This is a genomic window from Mycobacterium sp. E2462 (assembly GCF_001672685.1).
In the GTDB taxonomy this organism is placed as follows: Bacteria; Actinomycetota; Actinomycetes; order Mycobacteriales; family Mycobacteriaceae; genus Mycobacterium.
Genome location: NZ_LZKC01000169.1, coordinates 1 through 21,288 on the forward strand (window position 1 = coordinate 1; position 21,288 = coordinate 21,288).

Genomic DNA, 21,288 nt, shown 5'->3' on the forward strand with positions numbered 1-21,288 from the left:
GGGCGCGGGCCGCCAGCTGCTTGTCACCGGCCTGATTCACCAGCGGCCCGTAGGCAGCGTACTCGAAGGAGCGCAACCGCACGTCGTTCTGCGAGGGCTACGCGGCCGCGTCGGGCGTGGACCCCCGCGACTTCGCCCACCTGCTGGCCGCCTACGAGCTCGACAAGGCCGTCTACGAGGCCGGTTACGAGGCGCGGCACCGACCGTCGTGGCTGCCGATTCCGCTGCGCTCCATCGCGAGGTTGATCGCCGTTTGACCGGCGTTCGCTCGGCTGCGCGCGCCGGCCGTCTCTGACAGCATGAGCCTGTGCCGAGTGAGACATACAACAGTGAGGCGCGCCTGTCGTGGTTGCTGGCGGCGCTGGCCGGTGTGCTGGGGGCGACGGCGTTCACCCACTCCGCCGGGTATTTCGTCACGTTCATGACCGGGAACGCCCAGCGCGCCGTGCTGGGCTACTTCCGCGACGACGTGTGGCTGTCCATCAGCGCGGGGCTGCTGCTGCTGTGCTTCGTCGCCGGGGTGGTCGTGGCGTCGGTGTGCCGGCGCCATTTCTGGGTGGCCCACCCGCACGGCCCTACCGTGCTGACGACGGTCAGCCTGATCGCGGCCACGGTGGTCGACGTCATCGACGAGGGCTGGGAGGAGAACTTCCTGGACTTCGCGCCCATCATGCTGGTGGTATTCGGCGTCGGGGCGTTGAACACGTCGTTCGTCAAGGACGGCGAGGTGTCGGTGCCGCTGAGCTACGTGACGGGAACGCTGGTCAAGATGGGGCAGGGCATCGAACGCCACCTCGCCGGCGGCACCGCCGCCGACTGGCTGGGTTACTTCCTGTTGTTCAGCAGCTTCGTGCTGGGCGCGACGCTGGGCGGTCTGATCAGCCTCGTCGTCAACGGGACCGCCATGCTCGTCGTCGCCGCGGTGGTGTGCACGGTGACCACCGCGATCACCTACTTCCACTCAGACCGCCGCGCCCTGCTCGACGACGCCGGCTGAGCCCGCCGCCCAAAAGAGCATCGGCAGCAGCGCTGACCGGGTGCGCTGCTGCCGATGCTCGGCTTGTTGGGGTTATCAGGCGGCGGGTGCGGGCGCCGCTGGCGCCGCTGGCGCCGGCGCGGCGTTTACCGCGTTGAGCGTTTGCAGGATGTCCGGCTTCATGGCCATCAGCTGCTGGTTCCAGTACGGCCACGAGTGGGTCCCGTTGGCCGGGAAGTTGAACACGCCGTTGCGCCCGCCGGCGGCCGCGTAGGCGTTCTGGAACTGCTGGTTGGTGCGCAGCGTGAGGCCTTCCAGGAACTTCGCCGGCATGTTGTCACCGCCGAGGTCGCTGGGAGTGCCGTTGCCGCAGTACACCCAGATCCGGGTGTTGTTGGCGACCAGCCGCGGGATCTGCAGCATCGGGTCGTTGCGCTTCCACGCCGGGTCGCTCGACGGGCCCCACATGCTGTTGGCGTTGTAACCGCCCGAGTCGTTCATCGCCAGGCCGATCAGCGTCGGCCACCAGCCCTCGGACGGGTTGAGGAAGCCCGACAGCGCCGCGGCGTAGGGGAACTGCTGCGGGTAGTAGGCGGCCAGGATCAGCGCGGAGCTGCCCGACATCGACAGGCCGACGGCGGCGTTGCCGGCCGGCGACACCTGCTTGTTGGCCTGCAACCACAGAGGCAGCTCCTGGGTCAAAAACGTCTCCCACTTGTAGGTGTAGTTCTGGCCGTTGCCCGACGACGGCTGGTACCAGTTGCTGTAGAAGCTGGACTGCCCGCCGACGGGCATGATGACCGACAGGCCCGACTGGTAGAACTCTTCGAACGCCGGGGTGTTGATGTCCCAGCCGTTGTAGTCGTCCTGCGCCCGCAGGCCGTCGAGCAGGTAGACCGCGTGCGGCCCGCCGCCCTGGAACTGGACCTTGATGTTGCGGCCCATCGACGGTGAGGGCACCTCGAGGTATTCCACGGGCAGGCCGGCCTTCGAGAAGGCGCTGGCGGTGCCGGCGCCACCGCCGGCGGCGACGAGCCCGGACAGCAGGGCAGCCCCAACGGCAGCGATCGCCAGCCGGCGCGGCATGGTCGCCGCTGCGGCGCGCAACTTCCGCAACTCTTCGATGAACGTCATAGCTGTCTACCCATCCCAACTTTCATCTGCCGCGTGACGCGGTCGAATGTGTTCGCAGCGCAGTGAATCACGCGCAACTGGCACATTTCGCCTGTCAGGGCCGCGGCTCGATGTCGCGGTTGGGCAACGATTGGGCGTCGGGGGCGAATCGTCGCGGTGGGGTAACGATCGCTCATCAAAACGCCGGCAGCGGTTGACAACCGCCGCCGGCGTTCCGCGTCCGGTGGCCGCGCTCGGCGACCGGCTAAGCGACCAGTCGGCGCAATAACGTTGCGGCCGTGCAGATTCCGAGGATCGCAGCGATGAGCAACACGATGAAGTCGGCTGGGTTGAACGGTGTGCCGATCAACAACGCCCGCAAGGCGTCGACCTCGTAACTGAGCGGGTTGACCTTGCTGAGCACGTGCAGCCACCCCGGCATCACGTCGACGGGGTAGAGCGCGTTGGAGGCGAAGAACAGCGGCATGGTGATCGCCTGCCCGATACCCATCAGCCGGTCGCGGCTGCGGACCAACCCGGCCAGCGTCATGGACAGGCAGGCGAAGAACGCGGCGCCGAGCATGACCACGGCCATCGCCGCCAGGATGCGCAGCGGATTCATCGTCAACCCCACGCCCATCAGGTAGGCCAGGGCGGTCACGCCGACGACCTGTGCCACCGACCGCACCCCGGCGGCGAACGCCTTCCCGGTGACCAGCGCCGACGCCGGGGCGGGAGTGACCATCAGCTTGGCGAGGATGCCGGCGTCGCGGTCCCAGATGATCTGGATGCCATAGAAGATCGAGATGAACAACGCCGACTGGGCGATGATCCCGGGCGCCAGGAAGGCGAGGTAGGACACCGACCCCGTCTTGATCACGTGCAGGTGGCTGAAGGTGTTGCCGAAGATCAGCAACCACAGCGCCGGCTGCACCATCCGGGTGATCAACTCGGTCCTGTCGTGGCGCAGTTTCTGCAATTCCACGATGGCGAAGGCCCCGACCCGGCTCGACACGGCGCCCAGGCGTTGCCGCCCCCGCGGGGCGCGGATCAGCGGACCCGGGGCATGGTTACCGAGGGCACTGTCAACCGACACGGCGGGCCACCTTTCTGCTGGAACGGATTTCGCGGAACGACTCCTCCGCCGGCTCGGCCAGATCGGACGCCGCGTAGTGGCGGAATACGTCTTCGAGGGTGGCGCGCGGGGCCACGGTCGCCTTCAAGGCGTCGGGCGTCCCGACCGCGCGCAACTCGCCGCGGTGCATCAACGCCACCCGGTCGCACAACGCGTCGGCCTCCTCCATGTAGTGGGTGGTGAGCAGCACGGTCATGCCGTATCGGGCCTGCATGTCGCGCACCTGGGACCAGACCCCGTCGCGGGCGATCGGGTCCAGCCCCACGGTGGGCTCATCGAGGACCAGCAGCGACGGCCGGTTGACCAGCGCCTGCGCCACCTCGAGGCGGCGGACCATGCCGCCGGAGTACGCGCCCGCCAACCGGTCGGACACGTCGAGCAGGTCCATGGCGGCCAGCGCCTGCGCCACGCGGGCGGCGCGCTGTCCGCGGGGCACGCCGTAGAGCCTGGCGAACCACTCGACGTTTTGCCGACCGGTCAGCGCCGGCTCAATCGAAAGTTGTTGCGGCACATACCCGATGTTGCTTCGGATGTCGGTCGTCTGGCGACGGGCATCCATGCCGAAGATCCGCAGTTCACCGCGCTGCACGGGGGTGAGCGTGGTGAGCATGCGCACCATGGTGGTCTTGCCGGCCCCGTTGGGGCCCAGCAGGCCCATCGTCTCGCCCGGCCGCACCTGCAGCGTCACGTCGTCGACGGCGGTGAACTGGGCGTAACGATAGGTCAGGTGGCTGGCGTCGATCGCCAACGGCAGGGATCCGCTCATGATCGGCGCTCTCGTAGTATCCCGGTCATCGTCTGAAGGACCTCCAATCCCCTTGTCAATGCTGCGATTTGGTCGCCGTCGAGCTGGTCGAGCGCGTTGCCGAGCAACGCGCGCCGGGCGGCGCGCGAATCGTCGACCGCCTGTTGGGCGGGCCCGGCGAGCCGCAGCTGCCCCACCCGGCGATCGGCGTCGCCCACGGTCCGCAGCAGCAACCCGCCGGCGACCAGCTTGGTCACCAGCGTCGACGCGGTGTTGGGCGCCAGACCGAGCCCCGCGGCGGCTGCGCTCACCGAGATGCCCGGCCGCCGCCCGACCAACCACAGCAGCTCGGACTGCGACTCGGACAGGGTGTCGAACCCGCGCCCGGCGGCCCTGCGCAGCTGCCGGCCGAACCGACCGACGACGCCGGACACCTCGCCGGCCAGATCGGTGCGTTGTTTCACCTCTCCCATTGTTAGCTCTATAGCCGAGCTATCGATGTGGAGGGGTTAAGCGTTCGCTATGTGCGGTCGAGGCGGTGCAGCTCGACGTCGGCCAGCGTGCCGGCGTCGATGCGCGCGGTCATGTAGGTGCAGAACGGTTGCCGGCGGCGGTCGGTGGGCGACCCGGGGTTGAGCAGGCGTAGGCCGGTCTGGGTCGTGGTGTCCCAGGGAATGTGACTGTGGCCGAACACGAGCACGTCGGTGTCGGGGTAGAGCCGCGACATGCGGGCGTCGCGCCCGCCGGCGGCGCCGGTCTCGTGGACCACGGTGAGCCGCACACCGCCCAGGATCACGTCGGCCCGTTCCGGCAGCCGGGCCCGCAGCGCGGGGCCGTCGTTGTTGCCCCAGCACGCGATCAGGCGCTCGGCCCTGGTCTGAAGGTCGTCGACGAGCTGTTCGGTCACCCAGTCGCCGGCGTGTACGACAACGTCGGCGCGGTCCACCTCGTCCCATACCCGCGCCGGTAGGTCGCGGGCGCGCTTGGGGACGTGGGTGTCCGCGATCAGCAGCAGTCTCACGGGCCCGTCGGGTGGCGCCGCACTACGCCGGCCGCGGTCAGCCGCGCTCGCTGCGCGCCTCGGCGCCGCTCTCGCCGGCGTCGAAGGTGTCGTCGGAGCCGGCGGCGCCCACGTAGCTGCCGTCCTCTTCGCCCGCGGCGGCGCGCGAACGGGTCTGATGGGTGTCGGCCTCGACGTCTTCCTCAGCCTTGTGGCCCTTGTGTTCTGGCATGGATGCGCTACCCCTCCGCGGTCGTTTCGCATCAGAGTTCCCGCGACGGGTGGCGCGAAACCCGGCCGACGGGCGGCCGGGCTATTGTTACCAGCCGAGTCAAGGAGGAACCGCCATGCGCACGTTCGAATCAGTAGCCGACCTCGCGGCCGCCGCCGGCGAGAGCCTCGGGCACAGCGACTGGGTGACCGTCACCCAGGACGACGTCAATCTGTTCGCCGACGCGACCGGCGACCACCAGTGGATCCACGTCGACCCCGAACGCGCCGCCTCCGGCCCGTTCGGCACGACCATCGCCCATGGGTTCATGACGCTGGCGCTGCTGCCCCGCCTGCAGCACCAGATCTACACCGTCAACGGCATCAAACTGGCAATCAACTACGGGCTCAACAAGGTTCGCTTTCCCGCACCGGTGCCGGTCGGCTCGCGGGTGCGGGCGGAAAGCACGCTGGTCAGCGTCGACGACCTGGGCAACGGCGCCGCGCAGGCGACCGTGTCCACCACCGTCGAGATCGACGGCTCGGCCAAGCCGGCCTGCGTGGCCGAGAGCATCGTCCGCTACGTCGCCTGAGCGCCGCGCTCAGAACTCGGCGACCGCGTGCTCCAGGCGCTCGGCCAGGCGCGCCTGCGCCTCGGCACGCCGGGTCGGAATGTGAGCCGACGGGAAAAGCGTTGTCACGGGCTCGTATTCGCGTAGCGTGCGGCGGGCGACGGTCATCTTGTGCAGTTCGGTCGCGCCGTCGGCGATGCCCAGCGACTCGGCGGCCACCATCATCTTGACGAACGGCATCTCGTCGGAGACACCGAGCGCGCCGTGCAGGTGCAGGGCCCGCTGCGCGACGTCGTGCAGCACCTGCGGCATGGCGACCTTGACGGCGGCGATGTCGCGGCGCACCTTCTGATAGTCGTGGTGCTTGTCGATCAGCCAGGCGGTGCGCAGGACCAGCAGCCGGAACTGCTCGATCTGGATCCAGCTGTCCGCGACCTTCTCCTGGGTCATCTGAAAATCGGCCAAGCGTCCGTGGCGCGTCTTGCGGGACACCGCCCGCTCGCACATCATGTCGAAAGCGCTGCGCGCCAACGCGATCGTCCGCATCGCGTGATGGATGCGGCCGCCGCCGAGCCGGGTCTGCGCGATCATGAAGGCCTTTCCCTCGCCGCCCAGGACGTGATCCGCGGGCACCCGCACGTCGCGGTAACGGACGTAACCGTGGCTGGCCCGCTTGGCGGATTCGGCCCCGACCCCGACGTTGCGCACGATCTCGATGCCCGGCGTCTCGGCCGGCACGATGAACAGCGACATCTTGTCGTAGGTGCGCGCCTCGGGATTGGTGACGGCCATGACGATGAAGAACGAGGCGTGTTTGGCGTTGGTGGAGAACCACTTCTCGCCGTTGATCACCCAATCGTCACCGTCGCGGGTGGCCGCGGTGACGAACTGCCCCGGGTCGGACCCGCCCAGGGGTTCGGTCATCGAATAGCAGGACGTGATCTCGCCGTCCAGCAGCGGCTGCAGGTAGCGCGCCTTCTGCTCGTCGGTGCCGAACAGCGCGAGGATCTCGGCGTTGCCCGAATCGGGTGCCTGACAACCGAACACGGACGGGGCCCAGCGGGACCGGCCGAGTATCTCGTTGAGAAGCGCCAGCTTGACCTGACCGAAACCCTGACCGCCGAGTTCCGGGCGCAGGTGCGCGGCCCACAGCCCCTGATCCTTGACCTGCTGCTGCAACGGCCGCAACACCGCCATCACCTCGGCGTTGTGCTTGTCGTAGGGATCGAGGGCCACGAGGTCGAGCGGTTCCAGCTCGTCGGTCATGAACTGTTCGACCCAGTCCAGCTTCGCCTGGTACTCGGGGTCCGTCTCGAAATCCCACACCGTGGCCAACCGTTCCCCGGCGCAGCGTCGCGCCGGACTCGCTGATGAGGCCACACCATCGTAAGGCTTACAGCGACAGCGCCGGCCCTTCCCCGGCGCCGCCGCGGGTGTCGATGACGCGCTGGGCGATGTCGACCAGTTTGGTCTGGTTCTCCTGCGACAGCATGCGCAGCAGCTCGAATGCGCGGACCTCGTCGACGGCGAAGCGTTCCATGATGATGCCCTTGGCCTGACCGATGCGGTCGCGGGTGGTCACCGCCGACTGCAGCTGCTCACCGTGGCGCGCCGCCAGGATCGCGGCCGCCGCGTGCGCGGCCAGCACGGTCCCGATGGTCTCGGCGTCGGCGTCCCACACGCCGGCCTCGAAACTGAAGAGGTTCAGCGCGCCGGCGGTCCGTTCCGCCGTGTACAGCTTCAACGACAGGCTGCTCAGCACGCCATGTTCCACGGCGGCCGGCGCGTACCGGGGCCAGCGGGTTTCTTCGCGCAGATCGTCGGTGCGGACCAGTGTTTCGTGCAGGGCCGCCTGCGCGCAGGGGCCCTCACCGAATTCGTGCTGCAACGCGTCCAGCTTCGCCACCAGGCTGTCGGTGTCGGCCAGCGATTCGAATTCCCCGCCCCGCTTCACCAACAGCACGCCCGCCACCGCGGCCCGCGGAATCAGCTCCACCGCCGTGGCGGTGACGTCGGAGAGGATCTGCTCCAGTCGGCGGGGCGCGGCGATCTCCCGCGAGAGCTCGGCCATGCGCCTGGCCAGCGCGTGCCTCGAACCCGGATCGGACGGCTCCATAGACCGGATTGTGCACGATGTCCTCCCCATGCGTAACTTGGGCTCTTCGCTCGCGCCGGTCGCCGCACCGCTCGGGCATTTGCTGACGGGCACCGTTTGTCCGGTTAGCCCGCGGGTACCCGCCGTCGAGCACCACCTTTCCTACAGCCCTGGGAGGCTCCCGTGTTCGTGCACAACAAAGACCTTCAATTCGAGGTACGGGTCGACCGGCCCGACCCGCGATTCGCATCTCTGCTGATGGAACAGTTCGGCGGCGCCAATGGGGAACTCACCGCGGCGTTGCAGTACTTCACCCAGGCTTTCGTACTGCGCCAGAAAAACCCGAAGCTCTACGACCTGTTCATGGATATCGCCACCGAGGAGCTGAGCCACCTCGAGATGGTCGGGTCGATGATCACCATGTTGCTCGACGGGCTCAACGACGACCTCAAGATCGCGAACCAGCGGTGCGATTGGATGCCGGCAGTTGCCAGCGCGAACGGCCGCGACTCGATCATCGATCAGGTCGCCGTCAACCCGCTGTTCCTCGTGCTGAGCGGCGGCGGGCCGGACGTGAAGGATTCCGCGGGCAACAACTGGACCGGCGCCTACATCGACGCCAACGGCGACCCGACGGTGGATCTGCGCAACAACGTGGCCGCGGAGTCCCGCGCGAAGGTCGTCTACGAGTACCTCAAGCAGTTCACCGACGACCCGGGTTGCCAGGACACCCTGACGTTCCTGATGACGCGCGAGGTCGCGCACTACCAGCAGTTCACCGCGGCGCTCAACGAGTTGCCGGTCAACTTCCCGCCGGGCCAGCTGCCCGGCGACCCCCGCTTCCAGAACGTGGCGTTCAACATGTCCAACGGGGGCGGCGAGTCGGTCCGCGGCCCGTGGAACGAGGGCCAGGGTCCGTGGCCGGAGGGCATCGAGTGGGAGTACGTGGAAAAGCCCGAGCAGCAATGGCTGGGCGGCTCCACGCGGCGGAACAAGGGTGCCGAGCTCAACCCGAACGGGTCGCCGGCCGTCGAGGCCGAGAAGCCGTTCACCCACGAACAGCACACCGCCACAAGCTGATCCATCTTTGAGCGGCGAAAAGGCCGGTCACCGCGCCGTTGCGGTGCCCGGCCTTTGCCGCGGTTTGCCGCGGTTTTCCTACTTGATCTGCGGGTCGGGCGGGTTGTCCTCGGCGCGGCCGGTCAGCGCGTCACGCACATGGTCGACGACCGCGGCGCCCATTCCCATCGTCTTGAGCACGGCGGGGTTGGGTGGGGTGTCCGGGTGGGGTCGGGTCGGCGCGATCTTCTTGGCCTGCTCCAGCTTTGCGCCGATCTTCTCCAGCTCCTCGCGGTCGATGGCCGTCTCCACCTGCGGCCACACCACGTCCTGCTCGTAGGCGATGTGTTCGCGGCCGAGCTTGATGAACTCCCGCAACGCCTCGTGGTAGTCGGCATCGCCCGGGTGCGAGTCCTCGAGGCGCTGCAGCAGCTTCTTGCCGGCCTGCTCCTGCTCGATGGCCTTGTCCGCGAGACCATCTCCGATCGCCTTGCGTACCGCCGGCCAGAAGAACTGCTCCTCGATCGCCTCGTGTTGCGACTCGGCGATGATCAGGTTGTTGACCATGGTCTCGAGGCCGCTCGCCTGAGCACCGGAACCCGTCGGGGCCCCGTCGAGCACCTCGAACATGCCGAGCACGCTCTTATGGTCGTGGCGGAGGAATGTCAATGCGTCCATAGTTGTGCCTTCCAGTTGGGCTGAAACTCGAAGTGGCCTGCGGGATACCCGGGCGGTCGGCTCCGAAACAAGCAAGCCCCGGGACGGGCCCGGAACCATGCCACCGCCGCTCAGTGCAGCTTGGGCAGCACGCTGGTGCGGTAGAACTCGATGGCCGACAACGGATCGCCTTGCGGGAAGTGCAGAAACGGTGTCGCGCCCGCGTCGAGCACCCGTTGCACCGCGGCGACATGGACGGCGGGGTCGGTCCCGACGGTCCAGTTGCTCAAGACCTTGTCGACGGGGTTGGCCTCGGCGGCGCGCTGGATCTCGACCGGGTTCGGCTGATCCACCGCCCCGGCGGTGAACCGCCACAGGGCCGCGGCGCGCCCCGCCTCGTCGCGGTCACCGACGACCGCGAACATCTCCGCGCGCTTGCCCAGCGTGGCGGGGTCGCGGCCGGCGGCCTGGGCACCGGCGGCGAACGCCGCCAACAACTTTGGATCGGCGATATCGCGCGCCTGGCTGATCCACCCGTCGCCGTACTGCCCGGCCAGCCGCGCGCTCTTGGGACCACCCGCGGCGACGAAGATCGGTGGGGGTGTCGGCGGCACGTCGTAAAGCTTGAGCGCATTGGTCTGAAAGTAGCGCCCGGAGAACGAGATCCGTTGACCGCTCCACAGCTGGCGGATCAGGGCGATGGCCTCGACCAGCCGGTCGTGCCGTTCCCGGTAATTGCCGAACGTGTTGGTGGTGGCCTGCTCGTTGAGTCGTTCCCCGGTGCCGAGCCCGAGGAAGACCCGGCCCGGGCTCAACAGTGCCAGGGACGCGAAAGCCTGTGCCACCGTGGCGGGGTGATAACGGTAGATCGGACACGTCACGCCCGTCCCGAAGGAGAGCCGGCTGGTGCCGTTGCCGACGAGGGCCAGCGTCAGCCACGGGAACATCGCGTGGCCCTCGTTGTCCTGCCACGGCTGGATGTGGTCGCTGGCCCAGGCGTACTGGAATCCGGCTAGTTCGGCGGCTTTTACCTGGGCCAGGAGTTGATCAGTGCGGAACTGTTCGTGGGAGAGCGTCAGGCCGACGCCCGGGTGCGCTGGGGGCGCTGGGGGACTGGCTGGGGCGCCACCGTGGCCGCCCCCCGAATGGCAGCCGGCCGAGAGCCCGGCGGCGCCGAGGGCCCCCACGCCCGCGGTCACTCGCCCGAACGTGCGCCGCGAGATGCCGGTCATCCGGCAGTAATACCCGCGGCCCCGCCGACGACACCCGGCGGCAGCGGCCACTAGGCTCCTGCAGATGGCTGCACAGGCGCGCCCGGCGCGCAAGGGCGAAGTGCGTGCGTTGTCGAGCACGTTGGCCAGGGCCTTTTACGACGACCCCGTCATGATGTGGTTGCTCCCGGACGCGCGGACCCGCACGGCGAACCTGCGCCGGTTGTTCGCGACGATGACCCGGCACCACCACCTGGCGCGCGGCGGCGTCGAGGTGGCCTGCGCGGGGCCCGCCATCGGCGCGGCGTCGCTGTGGGATCCGCCGAACCAGTGGCAGGAGTCCACCCTGGCGCAACTGCTGATGACGCCGACCTTCCTGCGGGTCTTCGGCGCGCAGTCGATGCGCGGGCGCGCGGTGCAGGACCTGATGAAACGCCTACATCCCGAGGAACCGCACTGGTACCTGGCCGTCATCGGCAGCGACCCGACGGTGCGCGGCCAGGGTTTCGGCCAGGCGCTGATGCGGTCGCGGCTGGATCGCTGCGACGCCGAATACAGCCCGGCCTACCTCGAGTCGAGCAAGGCCGAAAACGTCCCGTACTACCAGCGTTTCGGGTTCGCGGTGACCCGCGAGATCCCGCTACCAGACGACGGCCCGAAGCTGTGGGCCATGTGGCGAGAACCGCGCTAGCGTTTAACGCCCTGATCGGGCGGGCAACCGTGGGCCATGAGCGATAACCCCCAGGCCGACGATCTGGTGGACCCCGCCGACTTCCCCGAGGAGGGCGGTCCGGGCGACACCCTGAACGCCAGCGAAGGCACCGACTCCGACGAGCTGCACAACGACGACGGCGACATCGTGGTCGACCCCCCGGAGCGCTGGAGCGAGGCGAATCGGTTCGGCGTGACGGCGCGCGAAGAGCGCGAGGGGGAGTCCTTGGACGCCCGGCTCGCGGAGGAGGAGCCGGACGTGTCCGAGGTGCCGGTCGAGGCGCTCGACGACGCGTCGAACGATTCGCTCGATGACGGCCCCCCGGGGCGCGCGCACCGCGGCCAGATCGACGGCGCGCCCGAGGACGGCGACTCGCTCTACGAGGTCGTCGACGAGTAGTTCAGTGCTCGGCTGTTTACTGCCCGGGCGCGGCGCGGCGTCAGGGGGTTGAGCGCCAACCCGCTATCCCGATGGCGATCATCCGCAGCTGCTTGACGGCCGTGCGGCGGATGTCCTCGAGCGCCTCGCCGCTCTGCGCGTCCTCGATGGCCTCTGCGATCAGGATCATCGCGTTGACGAACAGGCTCGCCAGCACGTTGAGGTCCTCGGTGGTCCACTCGTGCAGGCCGGGGAAGCGCGCGAGGTCGGTGGCCAACTCGGACGTGATCAGTCGAATCTCGGTGCGGATGGCGTAGCGCAACACCGACAGCCCGCTGTTGCGCTCGCGACCGATCAGCCGCCAGTGCTCGCGCCGCTGGGCGACGCTGGCCACCAGGATCTCGACCGACGACTCGATCACCCGGTTGGGATCCAGCCTGCCCGCCCGCGCATCCCGCAAGGTGTCGCGCAGGCTGCGGAACGACTCGTCGATCAGGACCAGCCCCAGCGCCTCCATCGACTCGAAGTGGCGGTAGAAGGCCGCCGGCACGATGCCGACCTCGCGGGTGACCTCACGCAGGCTCAGGCTGGAAAAGCTGCGGTCCTGCAGCAACTTGAGGGCTGCGGCGATGATGGCCCGGCGCGTCGCCTCCTTGCGCTCCTCGCGCGACTGGCTTTCGCGAACACGCTCCCGGCCCGAGCTCCGCGCCCGTGAGCTAGGAGTACGGCTGTTCACTATGTGAAGCCTACCACAACGAGCCAGTAAACCCTTGACTGCCTGGGCGATCACCGCGCACGGTGTACATATGTTTACTCAAACCATGCACACTCCGCGGCGCTCCCTCGCCCGGACCATTGGGCAGCGGGTGTTGGGTTCAGACCTCCTCGACCTGCTCACCGGACCGCACGGTGTCGACCGCTACACCGAGCTCGTCGCCCCGACGTGGACGCTCGGCGAGCCGCGCGCCAAGGTGGTGGCCGTGCGCCGCGCCACACCGCGCAGCGTCACGCTCACCCTGGCGCCGAACGCCGCCTTCCGGTCGCGCGGACCGGTGCAGGCCGGCCAGTACGTCAACCTCACCGTCGACATCGACGGCCGCCGGCACTCCCGCTGCTACTCGCCGGCCAACGCCCAAGGCGCCGCCGATCTCGAACTCACCATCGGCCGCCACGACGGCGGTCTGGTGTCGAACTACCTGTATGAGCACGCCCACCGCGGCATGGTGGTCGGGCTCACCGGTGTCGGCGGGGACTTCGTGCTGCCCGCGCAGCGCCCGCGCCGCATCCTGTTCGTCTCGGGTGGCAGCGGCATCACGCCCGTGCTGGCGATGCTGCGCACCCTGCTCGCCGAGGGGTATCGCGGCGAGCTGGCGTTCGTGCACTACGCGCGGACGCCCGAGGAGGCCTGCTACCGCGACGAGCTGGCCACGCTCGCCGGCGTGCGGGTCCTGCACGGCTACACGCGCTCGGCCGACGGCGACCTGACCGGGCGCTTCGGCCCGGCACACCTGGCCGCCGCGCTGCCGTCGCCCGATGCGGTGTTCGTCTGCGGCCCAGCGCCTCTGGTCGACGCCGTCCGGGCGGTATGCGACAACGTCTACACCGAAAGCTTCGTGCCGCCGACCTTCGAGCCGCCGGCCAACCCGACGGGCGGGCGAGTCACCTTCTCCGACAGCGGGATCGACGTGATCGACGACGGCCGCCCCCTGCTGGAACAGGCCGAGGCCGCGGGCCTGACACCCGAGAACGGCTGCCGGATGGGCATCTGCCACACCTGCACGCGCCGCAAGACCGCGGGCACGGTGCGCAACCTGGTCAGCGGCGCCGTCTCCACCGCCCCCGACGAGGACGTGCAGATCTGCGTATCCGTCCCGGTCGGCGACGTCGACCTATCGCTGTAACCAACGCTTAGAAAGGGAACCATCATGTCGCAGAACAAGATCGCCCTTACCCCCGAGCAGGCCGACGCCTTCGGCCGCGAACTCGACGCCATCAGGGAACGCATCATGGCCGAGCTCGGCGAAGAGGATGCCGACTACATCCGTCGGGTCATCAAGATCCAGCGGGGGCTGGAAGTGGGCGGCCGGATGCTGCTCTTCCTGCCGCCCGCCTGGCTGGCGGGCACCGCGATGCTGGGCGTGGCCAAGATCCTCGACAACATGGAGATCGGCCACAACATCATGCACGGCCAGTACGACTGGATGCGCGACCCCGCGATCTCGGGCCGCACCTTCGAATGGGACACCGCCTGCCCGGCCGACCAGTGGCGACACTCGCACAACTACATGCACCACACCCACACCAACATCGTCGGGATGGACCGCGACATCGGCTACGGCATCTTGCGGATGAGCGAGGACCAGCCCTGGGAGCCGTATTTTCTCGGCAACCCCCTCTACGCGTTCCTCCTGATGGTGCTGTTCCAGTACGGCGTCGCGCTGCACGAGCTCGAAACCGAGCGGATCCGCGCCGGCGAGATCCGGCTGGAGGACAAGCGTGAGGTGCTGCGCGAGATCTGGAAGAAGACTCGTCGGCAGACGCTCAAGGACTACGTGGCTTTCCCGCTGCTGGCGGGGCCGTTCGCCCCGTTCGTCTTCACCGGCAACCTGACCGCCAACCTGATGCGCAACGTGTGGTCGTACATGATCATCTTCTGCGGCCACTTCCCGGACGGCACACAGGAATTCACCGTCGAGGAGACCAAGGACGAGTCGCGGGGCATGTGGTATTTCCGCCAGGTGCTCGGCTCGGCCAACCTCACCGGCGGCAAGCTGTTCCACCTGCTCTCCGGCAACCTGTCCCACCAGATCGAACACCACCTGTTCCCGGACATGCCGGCCCGCCGGTACGCCCAGATCGCGCCCCAGGTGCAGGAGATCTGCGAGCGCTACGGGATTCCCTACAACAAGGGGCCGTTGCTGCGGCAGTTCGGCACCGTCGTGCGCAAGATCGTCCGCCTCACCGTGCCGGACCAGGTGTTGCGGGTGGTGGCGCCGGACAAGCCCGCCGAGCGGGATCTCGTCGCCGCCTGACCCCGGTGTCGCCCCGCCCGTGGGCCGCGGATCGACGCGGTCCCGGGCGGGGCACAATGGCGGGCGTGGAGTGGACCGGCGCCCGTTACGCGGATACCCCGACGGTGGAAGCCTCGACGTGGATCGACGCGGACCCGGCCCGGGTGTGGAGTTTGGTCGCCGACATCAACCTGATGCCGAGCCTGAGCAACGAGTTGCAGTCGGTGCAGTGGGCCGAGGGCGCCGACGGGCCGCGGGTGGGCGCGCGGTTCGTGGGGCACAACCAACACGACGCGTTCGGGGTGTGGAGCACCACCTCGCAGATCTTCGCCTGCGAGCGGCAGCGCGAATTCGGCTGGGTGGTGGGCGATCCGGAGCGCCCGTCGGCGACCTGGCGGTTCAGGCTGACGCCGCGTGACGGGGGCACCGCCCTGAACTACTGGATGCAGATGGGGCCCGGGCGGTCGGGCTTGTCGGTGGCGATCGATTCGATGCCCGACAAGGAACAGAAGATCGTCTTTGTGCGGATGCGCGAATTCGAGGCCGCGATCGACAAGACCCTGGCGGCAATCAAACGGCTGGCCGAGCACGGAGTGCGCTGATGCGCACGGCCACCACGGTCGAATTCTCCGGCGGCGCAGCCGAGGTCGCCGACGTGGCGACGTTCGCCGTCGAGGCGGAGCGGCTCGGCCTCGACGTGTGCTGGGTCGCCGAGGCGTGGGGCGCCGACGCCGTGTCCGCGCTGGGTTACGTCGCCGCGCGCACCGACCGGATGCTGCTGGGTTCGGGGGTGCTGCAGGCCGGGACGCGGTCCCCGGTGCTGGTGGCGCAAACCGCGATCACCTTGTCCAATCTGTCGCGCGGCAGGTTCATGCTCGGGCTGGGGGCCTCCGGCCCGCAGGTGATCGAGGGACTGCACGGCGCCTCGTTCGATCACCCGCTGGCCCGCATCGCCGAAACCGTCGACATCGTGCGGGACGCGTTCGCGGGCGGCAAGATCGCGTACGAGGGCGAGCAATTTCGCATCCCCCGGCCGGGCGGCGAGGCGGTGCCGATGCGTCTGTCCACCCGGGTGGAGCATCACATCCCGATCTACCTCGCGGCCCTGTCACCGGCGATGCTGCGGCTGACCGGGCGGGTCGCCGACGGCTGGCTGGGCACCAGCTTCGTCCCCGAGGGAGCCGGCGCCGCCTACTTCGCGCATCTCGACGCGGGCCTGAACGCCGCCGGTCGCAACCGCGCCGACATCGACATCTGCCAGGGCGCCGAAGTAGCCTTCGCCGCCGATGACGACGAGCTGCGCCGCATGGTCGCCGGCCGCAAGAAGGAGCTGGCGTTCAGCCTCGGCGGGATGGGCTCGTCGAGCACGAACTACTACAACCGGGCCTACAGCAGGCAGGGCTGGGCCGAGGCCGCCGCCGAGGTGCGCCGGCGCTGGCAGCGCGGCGACCGCGAGGGGGCGGCCGACGTGGTAACCGACGAGATGGTGCTGGCTACGACGCTGATCGGCACCCAGGAGATGGTGCGGGCCCGGTTGGCGGTGTGGCGCGACGCCGGGGTGAACACCGTGCGGCTGTACCCGGCGGGGGACACGTTGGACGCCAGATTGACCACGCTGGGCCGGGCCATCGACCTGGTACGCGCGGTCTAAGCCGTCGGCGCGTCGACGGCCTTGACCAGGCGGACGTCGGGCCGCGCCGGCACCTCGTCGGCGAGGAACCAGCGGAAGGCCAGGTTGCCGCGCGGATAGCCCAGCGTCGTCAGCGAATTGGGGTGCGCGGTGGGCTCGCGGGACAACACCACCGTCACCGAGCCGTCACCGTTGGGCACGGCGCTGTGGCCGTTGATGGAGCAGCGCGCGTCGGCCGCACCGTAGGTGGCCATGAATTGGTTCCACACCACGAGGTTCCAGAACCGGCACGCCGGTGGCCGGTGCGTGATCACCAGCGCCTCGTCGTCGTCGAGCACGAAGCTGCCGTAGGAATAGCAGGCGTCGCGGGCCGACCAGCCGAAATTTGCGTCCGGGACTTGATAGGGCTCGGCGAATTGGTTTGCGGTGTGGGCGGTTTCGTGGCCGAGCGCGTGCTCCTCGGTGGCGCGGCTACCGACGGCCAGCGGCACGATGGCGAACAGAGTGCGCATCCAGGTCGCGGCGGCCCGCAGCCGCGCGGCGGTCTCGGCGTCACCGTGGCGGATGGGGTCCGGCTCGTCGAGCGCGTGGATGCGCCACGTGACGGGCCGGCCGGTCAGCGGGTCGGCCTGATAATCGCGGGTCATCAGGACGGCCGCGTCGGGCGTCGCGGGGAAGTCGAACGTGAAGTTGCCGTCGGCGTCGACGTCGAGATCGGTGTCGCGGACGATGGCGACCACCCGGTCCGACCACGCCCCGGGGGTGGGCTCGTTGTAGGCGGTCACCGAAAAATACACGCTGTCACCGGCATTGCCGCTGACGCGGTAGCGCCGCCGCGGATCGACGGGGCACAGGTGATAATAGGCGTCGGTGTTGTCCCCACCCCAGCGGCGGTCCCGGCGAAACGGCGTGTTGACGGCGACGAACTGCGGGCGCCCGGGCTCGGTGAACAGGTACGTGTCCAGCGCGACGCCCAGCGAGGTGGCGAGCATGCGGTAGCCGTCGGCGACGTGTCGGTCGTCGGTGACGGCCCGGTCACCGGAGAGAAACGACCCGTCCAGGTCGCCCAGCGTGCTCAGCAGGTCGCGCCACGCGGCCGTCGACTGGTGTGTCATGCGCTGATTCCCTTCAGGAGCAGGGTTGTGGTGCGCTCGACCCAGGAGTCGTCGAGCACGTCGCCTCGGGTGAGCACGGCGACCAGCGCGACTCCGGCGATGGTCTCGGCCAGTTCGGTGGCGGTGACGTCCGCCCGGATGACGCCGTCGGCCGCGGCGCGGCGGAGGCGCGCGGCGAGGCCGCCGGTGATGATGCCGGCGAACCGGTCCAACAGGGCCGCGTGCAGCGTGGGGTCGGCCGCCATCTCTCCGACCAGGCCGGGCAGCGCCGCCCTGGCCGCCGGGGTGGCTAAGAAAGTGACTGTGCGACAGACCATTTCGCGCAGGTCGTCGGGCAGCGACCCGGTGTCGGGCACCGAGGTGGCGGCGTCGATCGGGAACACCGCCTCGTGCACCAGGTGCGCTTTGCTCGGCCAGCGCCGGTAGATGGCCGGCTTGCTGGTGCCCGCGCGCTGGGCGATGGCGGAGACCAGCAGGCCCTGGTATCCGGTCTCGGCGAGCAGCTCCACCGTGGCCCGCAGCACCGCGGCGTCGATGCGCGGATCGCGAGGCCGGCCAAAATCTGCAACCATTACGAAACCTAGAGTAACATAAGTCGGCGTGACCGACATCGCCGTCGACCCGCCCGTGCATCTGGACGACCTCGCCGCGCCCCGTTACAGCGCGCAGGCCCAGCAGATCCTCGACATGATGGCCGCGCTGGAACCCGACTGCGCCCTCGATGCCGACGCGTTGCACGCGCGGGCGAGCGCCGATACCGGCCTCCAGGACTTCGGGCCGCAGGATTACCGCGAGCGCCTGGACGTCTATCTCGCGGCGCTGCGGGACATCCCGGGACGCCACCCCGCCGGTACGGTCAACTTCTTCGCCCAACTGCTGCAATTGCTGAAGAACCGGCTGCTGCTGACGGATCTGCTGACCCGCCACCCCGAGATCGACGAAATCGAACTTGAGCCGCCGGTGGTGATCGCCGGGTTGCCGCGCACGGGCACCACCCATCTGCACAACATGCTGGCGGCGGCGCCCACCTTCCGCACCATGCCGTACTGGGAAAGCGTCGAGCCGTTTCCCATGCCGGCCGAGCGGGGCGTGGTGCCCGACCCGCGCCGCGCGCGCATGGACGTCGCGGTCGGCGTGCTCGACGTGGTGATGCCCCACTTCGCGCTGATGCACGAGATGACGACCGACCACGTCCACGAAGAGATCCAGCTGTTGGCCAACGATTTCTCCACGATGCTGTTCGAAACCCTGGCCGACGTGCCGGCCTGGCGGGACTACTACCAAAGCCACGACCAGACACCGCATTACCGATACCTGGCCCGCCAGCTCAAGGCCATGCAGTTCCTGCGGGGAGGGCGGCGCTGGCTGCTGAAGTCCCCGCAGCACCTGGAGCAGGTGCCGGTGCTCAACCGGGTGTTTCCCGGCAGCGTCGTCGTGTTCACCCACCGCGATCCCGTGCCCGTCGCGCTGTCGATGATCGCCATGATCACCTACTCCGCGCGCATGCACCGCTCGGCCGTGCCGGTGCACGACATCGCCGCCTCCTGGGTCGACCGGCTCGGCCAGATGCTCGCGGCACTGCTGCGCGACCGCGACGTGCTCGGTGCCGACCGCTCGACCGACGTGCGTTTCGACGACTTCATGGCCGACGAAATGGCGGTCGCCCAACGGGTTTACGAGCTGTCCGGCGAGCCGTTCGCCGACCAGGCGCGCGGGGCCGTCACCGACTACCTCGCGGGGCACCGCCGCGGCCGGTTGGGCAACGTCGCGACGTCCTGCGAGATGTTCGGCCTCGACGAGGCCGATCTGCGCGCGCGGTTTGCCGCCTACACCGACCGCTTCCTCAACGGCGCCCGAGGCGCTACCTTCTGAACACATGGTCACCATGCCCGCCCTGGACGGGGTCGAACATCGCTACGTCGAACTGGGCGAGGGGGTCACGATTCACGTCGCCGACGCGGGTCCCGCCGCCGGGCCCGCGGTCATGCTGGTGCACGGCTTCCCCGAAAACTGGTGGGAGTGGCGCAATCTGATCACGCCGCTGGCGGCCGAGGGGTACCGGGTGCTGTGCCCGGACCTGCGTGGGGCGGGATGGAGTTCGGCGCCGCGCAGCAGCTACCGCAAGGACGAGATGGCCGACGACCTCGCGGGCGTCCTGGACCGCCTGGGCGTCTCGACCGTGCGGCTGGTTGCCCACGACTGGGGCGGGCCGGTGGCGTTCATCATGATGCTGCGCCACCCGGAGAAGGTCTCCGGATTCTTCGGGCTCAACACCGCGGCGCCGTTCGTCAAGCGCGACCTCGCCACGGTTCGCAACATCTGGCGGTTCTGGTACCAGATCCCGATATCGCTGCCCGGCATCGGCGCCCGGGTGATCCGCCATCCCAACTCGCGGTTTTTGAAGATGTTGGGTTCGTGGGTGGGCGCCGGCTTCTCCTTGCCCGACGACGCCGTCCGTCTCTACGCCGAGTGCATGCAGCAGCCGGGGCACGCCGAGGCGGGGTCCCGCTGGTATCGCACGTTCCAAACCACGGAGATGCTGCGCTGGATGCGTGGGGAGTACGCCGACGCCCGCGTCGACGTCCCGGTGCGCTGGCTCAGCGGCACCGAAGACCCGGTGATGAGGCCGGAGTTGATCAGCGGATACGGCGACCACATCAGCGATTTCGAGGTCGAGCTGGTCGAGGGCGTCGGCCACTGGATCGTCGAGCAGCGGCCCGAGCTGGTCCTCGACCGGCTGCGGGCGTTTCTCAAGGCCTGACCAGGATCCGGATCGGGTTGCCGTCCTGGCGCTCCAACTTCTCGATCCCCAGCGGCAGCTCCTCCAGCGCGACGACCTCGCTGATCGAACGGGAAAGGTTAAGCCGGCCAAGGGAAACCAGCTTGGCGAGGGTCTCGATGTCGACGTTCTGATAACCGAGGTGGCCGAGCACCTGCTTGCGGCTGAGCCCGAACATGGCGGTGGGCCCGACGGTCGGTGACTCGGCGCTCATCCCGACGCCCACCAGTCGGCCGCCGGAGGTGAGGCAGCCCAGGGCCTGTTCGAACGTGCTCTTGAGCCCGACGGCGTCGAAGGCGACGTCGAGCTTGCGGCCGCCGGTGACCTCGGCGATCTTGTCGTGCAGCCCCGCGTCGGCCGCGTCGAACGCATGGTCGGCGCCGATGTCGAGGGCGCGCTCGAGCACCGCGGGGTTGATGTCGACGGCGATCACCGGGACGGCGCCGACCAATCGCGCGAGCTGCACAATGTGCGTGCCAACCCCGCCGACGCCCCACACGCCGACCGATTCCCCGACGGCCACCCGCGCGGTGCGGACCACGGCGCCGTACGGCGTGGACACGGCGTCGGCCAGGATCGCGGCCTGCTCCAACGGGACGTTGTCGGGGACCCGGGTGAGGCCGGCGGCCTGGGCCACGGTGTATTCGGCCCACGCCCCGTCGTAGGCGAACGCCATCAACTGGATGCGCAGGCAGTTCACCGCGTCCCCGCGCCGGCAGTTGGCGCAGGACTGACACGGCCGGCCCGCCGCGACGACGACGCGGTCGCCCTCCGTCCAACCGGTCACCCCGGGTCCGAGTTGCGCGATCGTGCCCGACGCCTCGTGGCCCTGCGTCACGACCGGACGCTGGGCCGGAAACGTCCCGTTGATCAGGCTGAGGTCGGAGTGG

25 protein-coding genes and 2 pseudogenes are annotated in these 21,288 nt (G+C 69.1%); 12 read left to right on the forward strand and 15 right to left on the reverse strand.

What is annotated here, in order from left to right:
- Nucleotides 1-76 (reverse strand): annotated as a pseudogene (locus tag A5714_RS27020) (hypothetical protein); the annotation flags it as partial.
- On the opposite strand from A5714_RS27020, the pseudogene A5714_RS25210 reads away from it, so the two are divergent.
- Together A5714_RS25210 and A5714_RS07865 are read left to right on the forward strand one after the other, a co-directional pair.
- Nucleotides 69-257: pseudogene (locus A5714_RS25210) on the forward strand (maltokinase); the annotation flags it as partial. The pseudogenes A5714_RS27020 and A5714_RS25210 sit on opposite strands and share 8 nt — an antisense overlap.
- Before the next feature lie 50 nt (nt 258-307).
- On the forward strand, nt 308-997 hold the full coding sequence (locus tag A5714_RS07865) for a YoaK family protein (protein ID WP_068073889.1): 690 nt from the start codon (nt 308-310) through the stop codon (nt 995-997).
- Between the two features lie 75 nt (nt 998-1,072).
- Here the strand turns inward: A5714_RS07865 and ag85C are convergent, their stop codons facing one another.
- From ag85C to A5714_RS26510, 6 genes are all read right to left on the reverse strand, one after another.
- Nucleotides 1,073-2,110 (reverse strand): diacylglycerol acyltransferase/mycolyltransferase Ag85C, encoded by a 1,038-nt coding sequence (gene ag85C, locus A5714_RS07870; protein ID WP_068073887.1) that lies wholly within the window; start codon nt 2,108-2,110, stop codon nt 1,073-1,075.
- Between the two features lie 244 nt (nt 2,111-2,354).
- Nucleotides 2,355-3,185, reverse strand: coding sequence for an ABC transporter permease (locus A5714_RS07875; RefSeq protein WP_068073886.1), 831 nt, complete (start codon nt 3,183-3,185; stop codon nt 2,355-2,357).
- Entirely contained in the window at nt 3,175-3,990 is an 816-nt protein-coding gene (locus A5714_RS07880; RefSeq protein WP_068073884.1) for an ATP-binding cassette domain-containing protein, read from the reverse strand. The genes A5714_RS07875 and A5714_RS07880 overlap by 11 nt, the downstream gene beginning before the upstream one ends.
- Entirely contained in the window at nt 3,987-4,442 is a 456-nt protein-coding gene (locus A5714_RS07885; protein WP_068284398.1) for a MarR family winged helix-turn-helix transcriptional regulator, read from the reverse strand. Before A5714_RS07885 ends, A5714_RS07880 begins: the two co-directional genes overlap by 4 nt.
- Before the next feature lie 47 nt (nt 4,443-4,489).
- Nucleotides 4,490-4,990, reverse strand: coding sequence for a metallophosphoesterase (locus tag A5714_RS07890; protein WP_068284399.1), 501 nt, complete (start codon nt 4,988-4,990; stop codon nt 4,490-4,492).
- A 37-nt stretch (nt 4,991-5,027) separates the two neighbouring features.
- Nucleotides 5,028-5,201 carry a hypothetical protein gene (locus tag A5714_RS26510; RefSeq protein ID WP_197502929.1) on the reverse strand — a complete coding sequence of 58 codons (174 nt, stop codon included), beginning with the start codon at nt 5,199-5,201 and terminating at the stop codon, nt 5,028-5,030.
- 115 nt (nt 5,202-5,316) lie between these two features.
- Between A5714_RS26510 and A5714_RS07895 the strand changes: the two genes are divergently transcribed.
- Nucleotides 5,317-5,772, forward strand: coding sequence for a MaoC family dehydratase (locus A5714_RS07895; protein ID WP_068073880.1), 456 nt, complete (start codon nt 5,317-5,319; stop codon nt 5,770-5,772).
- A 9-nt stretch (nt 5,773-5,781) separates the two neighbouring features.
- On the opposite strand, the gene A5714_RS07900 is transcribed toward A5714_RS07895, so the two are convergent.
- The gene (locus A5714_RS07900; protein WP_068284420.1) at nt 5,782-7,077 is read right to left on the reverse strand and encodes an acyl-CoA dehydrogenase family protein; all 1,296 of its coding nucleotides are present in this window, start codon (nt 7,075-7,077) and stop codon (nt 5,782-5,784) included.
- Nucleotides 7,078-7,144: 67 nt separating this feature from the next.
- The gene (locus tag A5714_RS07905; protein WP_068073879.1) at nt 7,145-7,867 is read right to left on the reverse strand and encodes a GAF and ANTAR domain-containing protein; all 723 of its coding nucleotides are present in this window, start codon (nt 7,865-7,867) and stop codon (nt 7,145-7,147) included.
- Between the two features lie 162 nt (nt 7,868-8,029).
- Between A5714_RS07905 and A5714_RS07910 the strand changes: the two genes are divergently transcribed.
- Entirely contained in the window at nt 8,030-8,926 is an 897-nt protein-coding gene (locus A5714_RS07910; RefSeq protein ID WP_068073878.1) for a manganese catalase family protein, read from the forward strand.
- 78 nt (nt 8,927-9,004) lie between these two features.
- Here A5714_RS07910 and A5714_RS07915 read toward each other — a convergent pair whose 3' ends face one another.
- Nucleotides 9,005-9,583 (reverse strand): hemerythrin domain-containing protein, encoded by a 579-nt coding sequence (locus tag A5714_RS07915; protein ID WP_068073876.1) that lies wholly within the window; start codon nt 9,581-9,583, stop codon nt 9,005-9,007.
- A 110-nt stretch (nt 9,584-9,693) separates the two neighbouring features.
- Nucleotides 9,694-10,794, reverse strand: a complete 1,101-nt coding sequence (locus A5714_RS07920; RefSeq protein ID WP_068284401.1) for a F420-dependent hydroxymycolic acid dehydrogenase — start codon at nt 10,792-10,794, stop codon at nt 9,694-9,696.
- Between the two features lie 64 nt (nt 10,795-10,858).
- Here A5714_RS07920 and A5714_RS07925 point away from each other — a divergent pair, with 64 nt between their 5' ends.
- Nucleotides 10,859-11,464: a GNAT family N-acetyltransferase gene (locus A5714_RS07925; protein WP_068284403.1), complete on the forward strand. Its 606-nt coding sequence runs from the start codon at nt 10,859-10,861 to the stop codon at nt 11,462-11,464.
- A 36-nt stretch (nt 11,465-11,500) separates the two neighbouring features.
- On the forward strand, nt 11,501-11,884 hold the full coding sequence (locus tag A5714_RS07930) for a hypothetical protein (protein ID WP_068073874.1): 384 nt from the start codon (nt 11,501-11,503) through the stop codon (nt 11,882-11,884).
- Nucleotides 11,885-11,924: 40 nt separating this feature from the next.
- Here the strand turns inward: A5714_RS07930 and A5714_RS07935 are convergent, their stop codons facing one another.
- A complete protein-coding gene (locus A5714_RS07935; protein ID WP_068073871.1) occupies nt 11,925-12,599 on the reverse strand; it encodes a TetR family transcriptional regulator in 675 nt (224 codons plus the stop codon).
- Nucleotides 12,600-12,669: 70 nt separating this feature from the next.
- On the opposite strand from A5714_RS07935, the gene A5714_RS07940 reads away from it, so the two are divergent.
- Genes A5714_RS07940 through A5714_RS07955 form a run of 4 tightly spaced genes read left to right on the forward strand, consistent with a single transcriptional unit; the run spans nt 12,670 to nt 16,525 of the window.
- Nucleotides 12,670-13,764 (forward strand): ferredoxin reductase, encoded by a 1,095-nt coding sequence (locus tag A5714_RS07940; protein WP_068284404.1) that lies wholly within the window; start codon nt 12,670-12,672, stop codon nt 13,762-13,764.
- A gap of 24 nt (nt 13,765-13,788) precedes the next feature.
- Nucleotides 13,789-14,895 (forward strand): acyl-CoA desaturase, encoded by a 1,107-nt coding sequence (locus A5714_RS07945; protein WP_068284406.1) that lies wholly within the window; start codon nt 13,789-13,791, stop codon nt 14,893-14,895.
- 56 nt (nt 14,896-14,951) lie between these two features.
- Nucleotides 14,952-15,476 carry an SRPBCC family protein gene (locus A5714_RS07950; protein ID WP_197502928.1) on the forward strand — a complete coding sequence of 175 codons (525 nt, stop codon included), beginning with the start codon at nt 14,952-14,954 and terminating at the stop codon, nt 15,474-15,476.
- The gene (locus A5714_RS07955) at nt 15,476-16,525 is read left to right on the forward strand and encodes an LLM class flavin-dependent oxidoreductase (protein ID WP_068284409.1); all 1,050 of its coding nucleotides are present in this window, start codon (nt 15,476-15,478) and stop codon (nt 16,523-16,525) included. The genes A5714_RS07950 and A5714_RS07955 overlap by 1 nt, the downstream gene beginning before the upstream one ends.
- Here A5714_RS07955 and A5714_RS07960 read toward each other — a convergent pair.
- The gene (locus tag A5714_RS07960) at nt 16,522-17,619 is read right to left on the reverse strand and encodes a DUF1214 domain-containing protein (protein ID WP_068284411.1); all 1,098 of its coding nucleotides are present in this window, start codon (nt 17,617-17,619) and stop codon (nt 16,522-16,524) included. The genes A5714_RS07955 and A5714_RS07960 overlap by 4 nt on opposite strands.
- The gene (locus A5714_RS07965; protein WP_068284413.1) at nt 17,616-18,191 is read right to left on the reverse strand and encodes a TetR/AcrR family transcriptional regulator; all 576 of its coding nucleotides are present in this window, start codon (nt 18,189-18,191) and stop codon (nt 17,616-17,618) included. The genes A5714_RS07960 and A5714_RS07965 overlap by 4 nt, the downstream gene beginning before the upstream one ends.
- A gap of 115 nt (nt 18,192-18,306) precedes the next feature.
- On the opposite strand from A5714_RS07965, the gene A5714_RS07970 reads away from it, so the two are divergent.
- Together A5714_RS07970 and A5714_RS07975 are read left to right on the forward strand one after the other, a co-directional pair.
- Nucleotides 18,307-19,491, forward strand: a complete 1,185-nt coding sequence (locus A5714_RS07970) for a sulfotransferase (protein WP_082959623.1) — start codon at nt 18,307-18,309, stop codon at nt 19,489-19,491.
- 4 nt (nt 19,492-19,495) lie between these two features.
- Complete coding sequence (locus A5714_RS07975) at nt 19,496-20,380, forward strand: alpha/beta fold hydrolase (protein WP_068284416.1); 885 nt, start codon at nt 19,496-19,498, stop codon at nt 20,378-20,380.
- Here A5714_RS07975 and A5714_RS07980 read toward each other — a convergent pair.
- Nucleotides 20,370-21,288, reverse strand: a 919-nt coding sequence (locus A5714_RS07980; RefSeq protein WP_068284418.1) for a zinc-binding dehydrogenase, incomplete at its 5' end; no start/stop codon positions are given. The genes A5714_RS07975 and A5714_RS07980 overlap by 11 nt on opposite strands.

Coding starts and splice junctions, on each gene's coding strand:
- ag85C (WP_068073887.1), bottom strand. CDS start 2,110: ATGACGTTCATCGAAGAGTTGCGGAAGTTGCGCGCCGCAGCGGCGACC.
- A5714_RS07960 (WP_068284411.1), bottom strand. CDS start 17,619: ATGACACACCAGTCGACGGCCGCGTGGCGCGACCTGCTGAGCACGCTG.
- A5714_RS07880 (WP_068073884.1), bottom strand. CDS start 3,990: ATGAGCGGATCCCTGCCGTTGGCGATCGACGCCAGCCACCTGACCTAT.
- A5714_RS07975 (WP_068284416.1), top strand. CDS start 19,496: ATGGTCACCATGCCCGCCCTGGACGGGGTCGAACATCGCTACGTCGAA.
- A5714_RS07955 (WP_068284409.1), top strand. CDS start 15,476: ATGCGCACGGCCACCACGGTCGAATTCTCCGGCGGCGCAGCCGAGGTC.
- A5714_RS07920 (WP_068284401.1), bottom strand. CDS start 10,794: ATGACCGGCATCTCGCGGCGCACGTTCGGGCGAGTGACCGCGGGCGTG.
- A5714_RS07915 (WP_068073876.1), bottom strand. CDS start 9,583: ATGGACGCATTGACATTCCTCCGCCACGACCATAAGAGCGTGCTCGGC.
- A5714_RS07950 (WP_197502928.1), top strand. CDS start 14,952: ATGGCGGGCGTGGAGTGGACCGGCGCCCGTTACGCGGATACCCCGACG.
- A5714_RS07895 (WP_068073880.1), top strand. CDS start 5,317: ATGCGCACGTTCGAATCAGTAGCCGACCTCGCGGCCGCCGCCGGCGAG.
- A5714_RS07940 (WP_068284404.1), top strand. CDS start 12,670: ATGTTTACTCAAACCATGCACACTCCGCGGCGCTCCCTCGCCCGGACC.
- A5714_RS07945 (WP_068284406.1), top strand. CDS start 13,789: ATGTCGCAGAACAAGATCGCCCTTACCCCCGAGCAGGCCGACGCCTTC.
- A5714_RS07905 (WP_068073879.1), bottom strand. CDS start 7,867: ATGGAGCCGTCCGATCCGGGTTCGAGGCACGCGCTGGCCAGGCGCATG.
- A5714_RS07930 (WP_068073874.1), top strand. CDS start 11,501: ATGAGCGATAACCCCCAGGCCGACGATCTGGTGGACCCCGCCGACTTC.
- A5714_RS26510 (WP_197502929.1), bottom strand. CDS start 5,201: ATGCCAGAACACAAGGGCCACAAGGCTGAGGAAGACGTCGAGGCCGAC.
- A5714_RS07925 (WP_068284403.1), top strand. CDS start 10,859: ATGGCTGCACAGGCGCGCCCGGCGCGCAAGGGCGAAGTGCGTGCGTTG.
- A5714_RS07965 (WP_068284413.1), bottom strand. CDS start 18,191: ATGGTTGCAGATTTTGGCCGGCCTCGCGATCCGCGCATCGACGCCGCG.
- A5714_RS07885 (WP_068284398.1), bottom strand. CDS start 4,442: ATGGGAGAGGTGAAACAACGCACCGATCTGGCCGGCGAGGTGTCCGGC.
- A5714_RS07970 (WP_082959623.1), top strand. CDS start 18,307: ATGATGGCCGCGCTGGAACCCGACTGCGCCCTCGATGCCGACGCGTTG.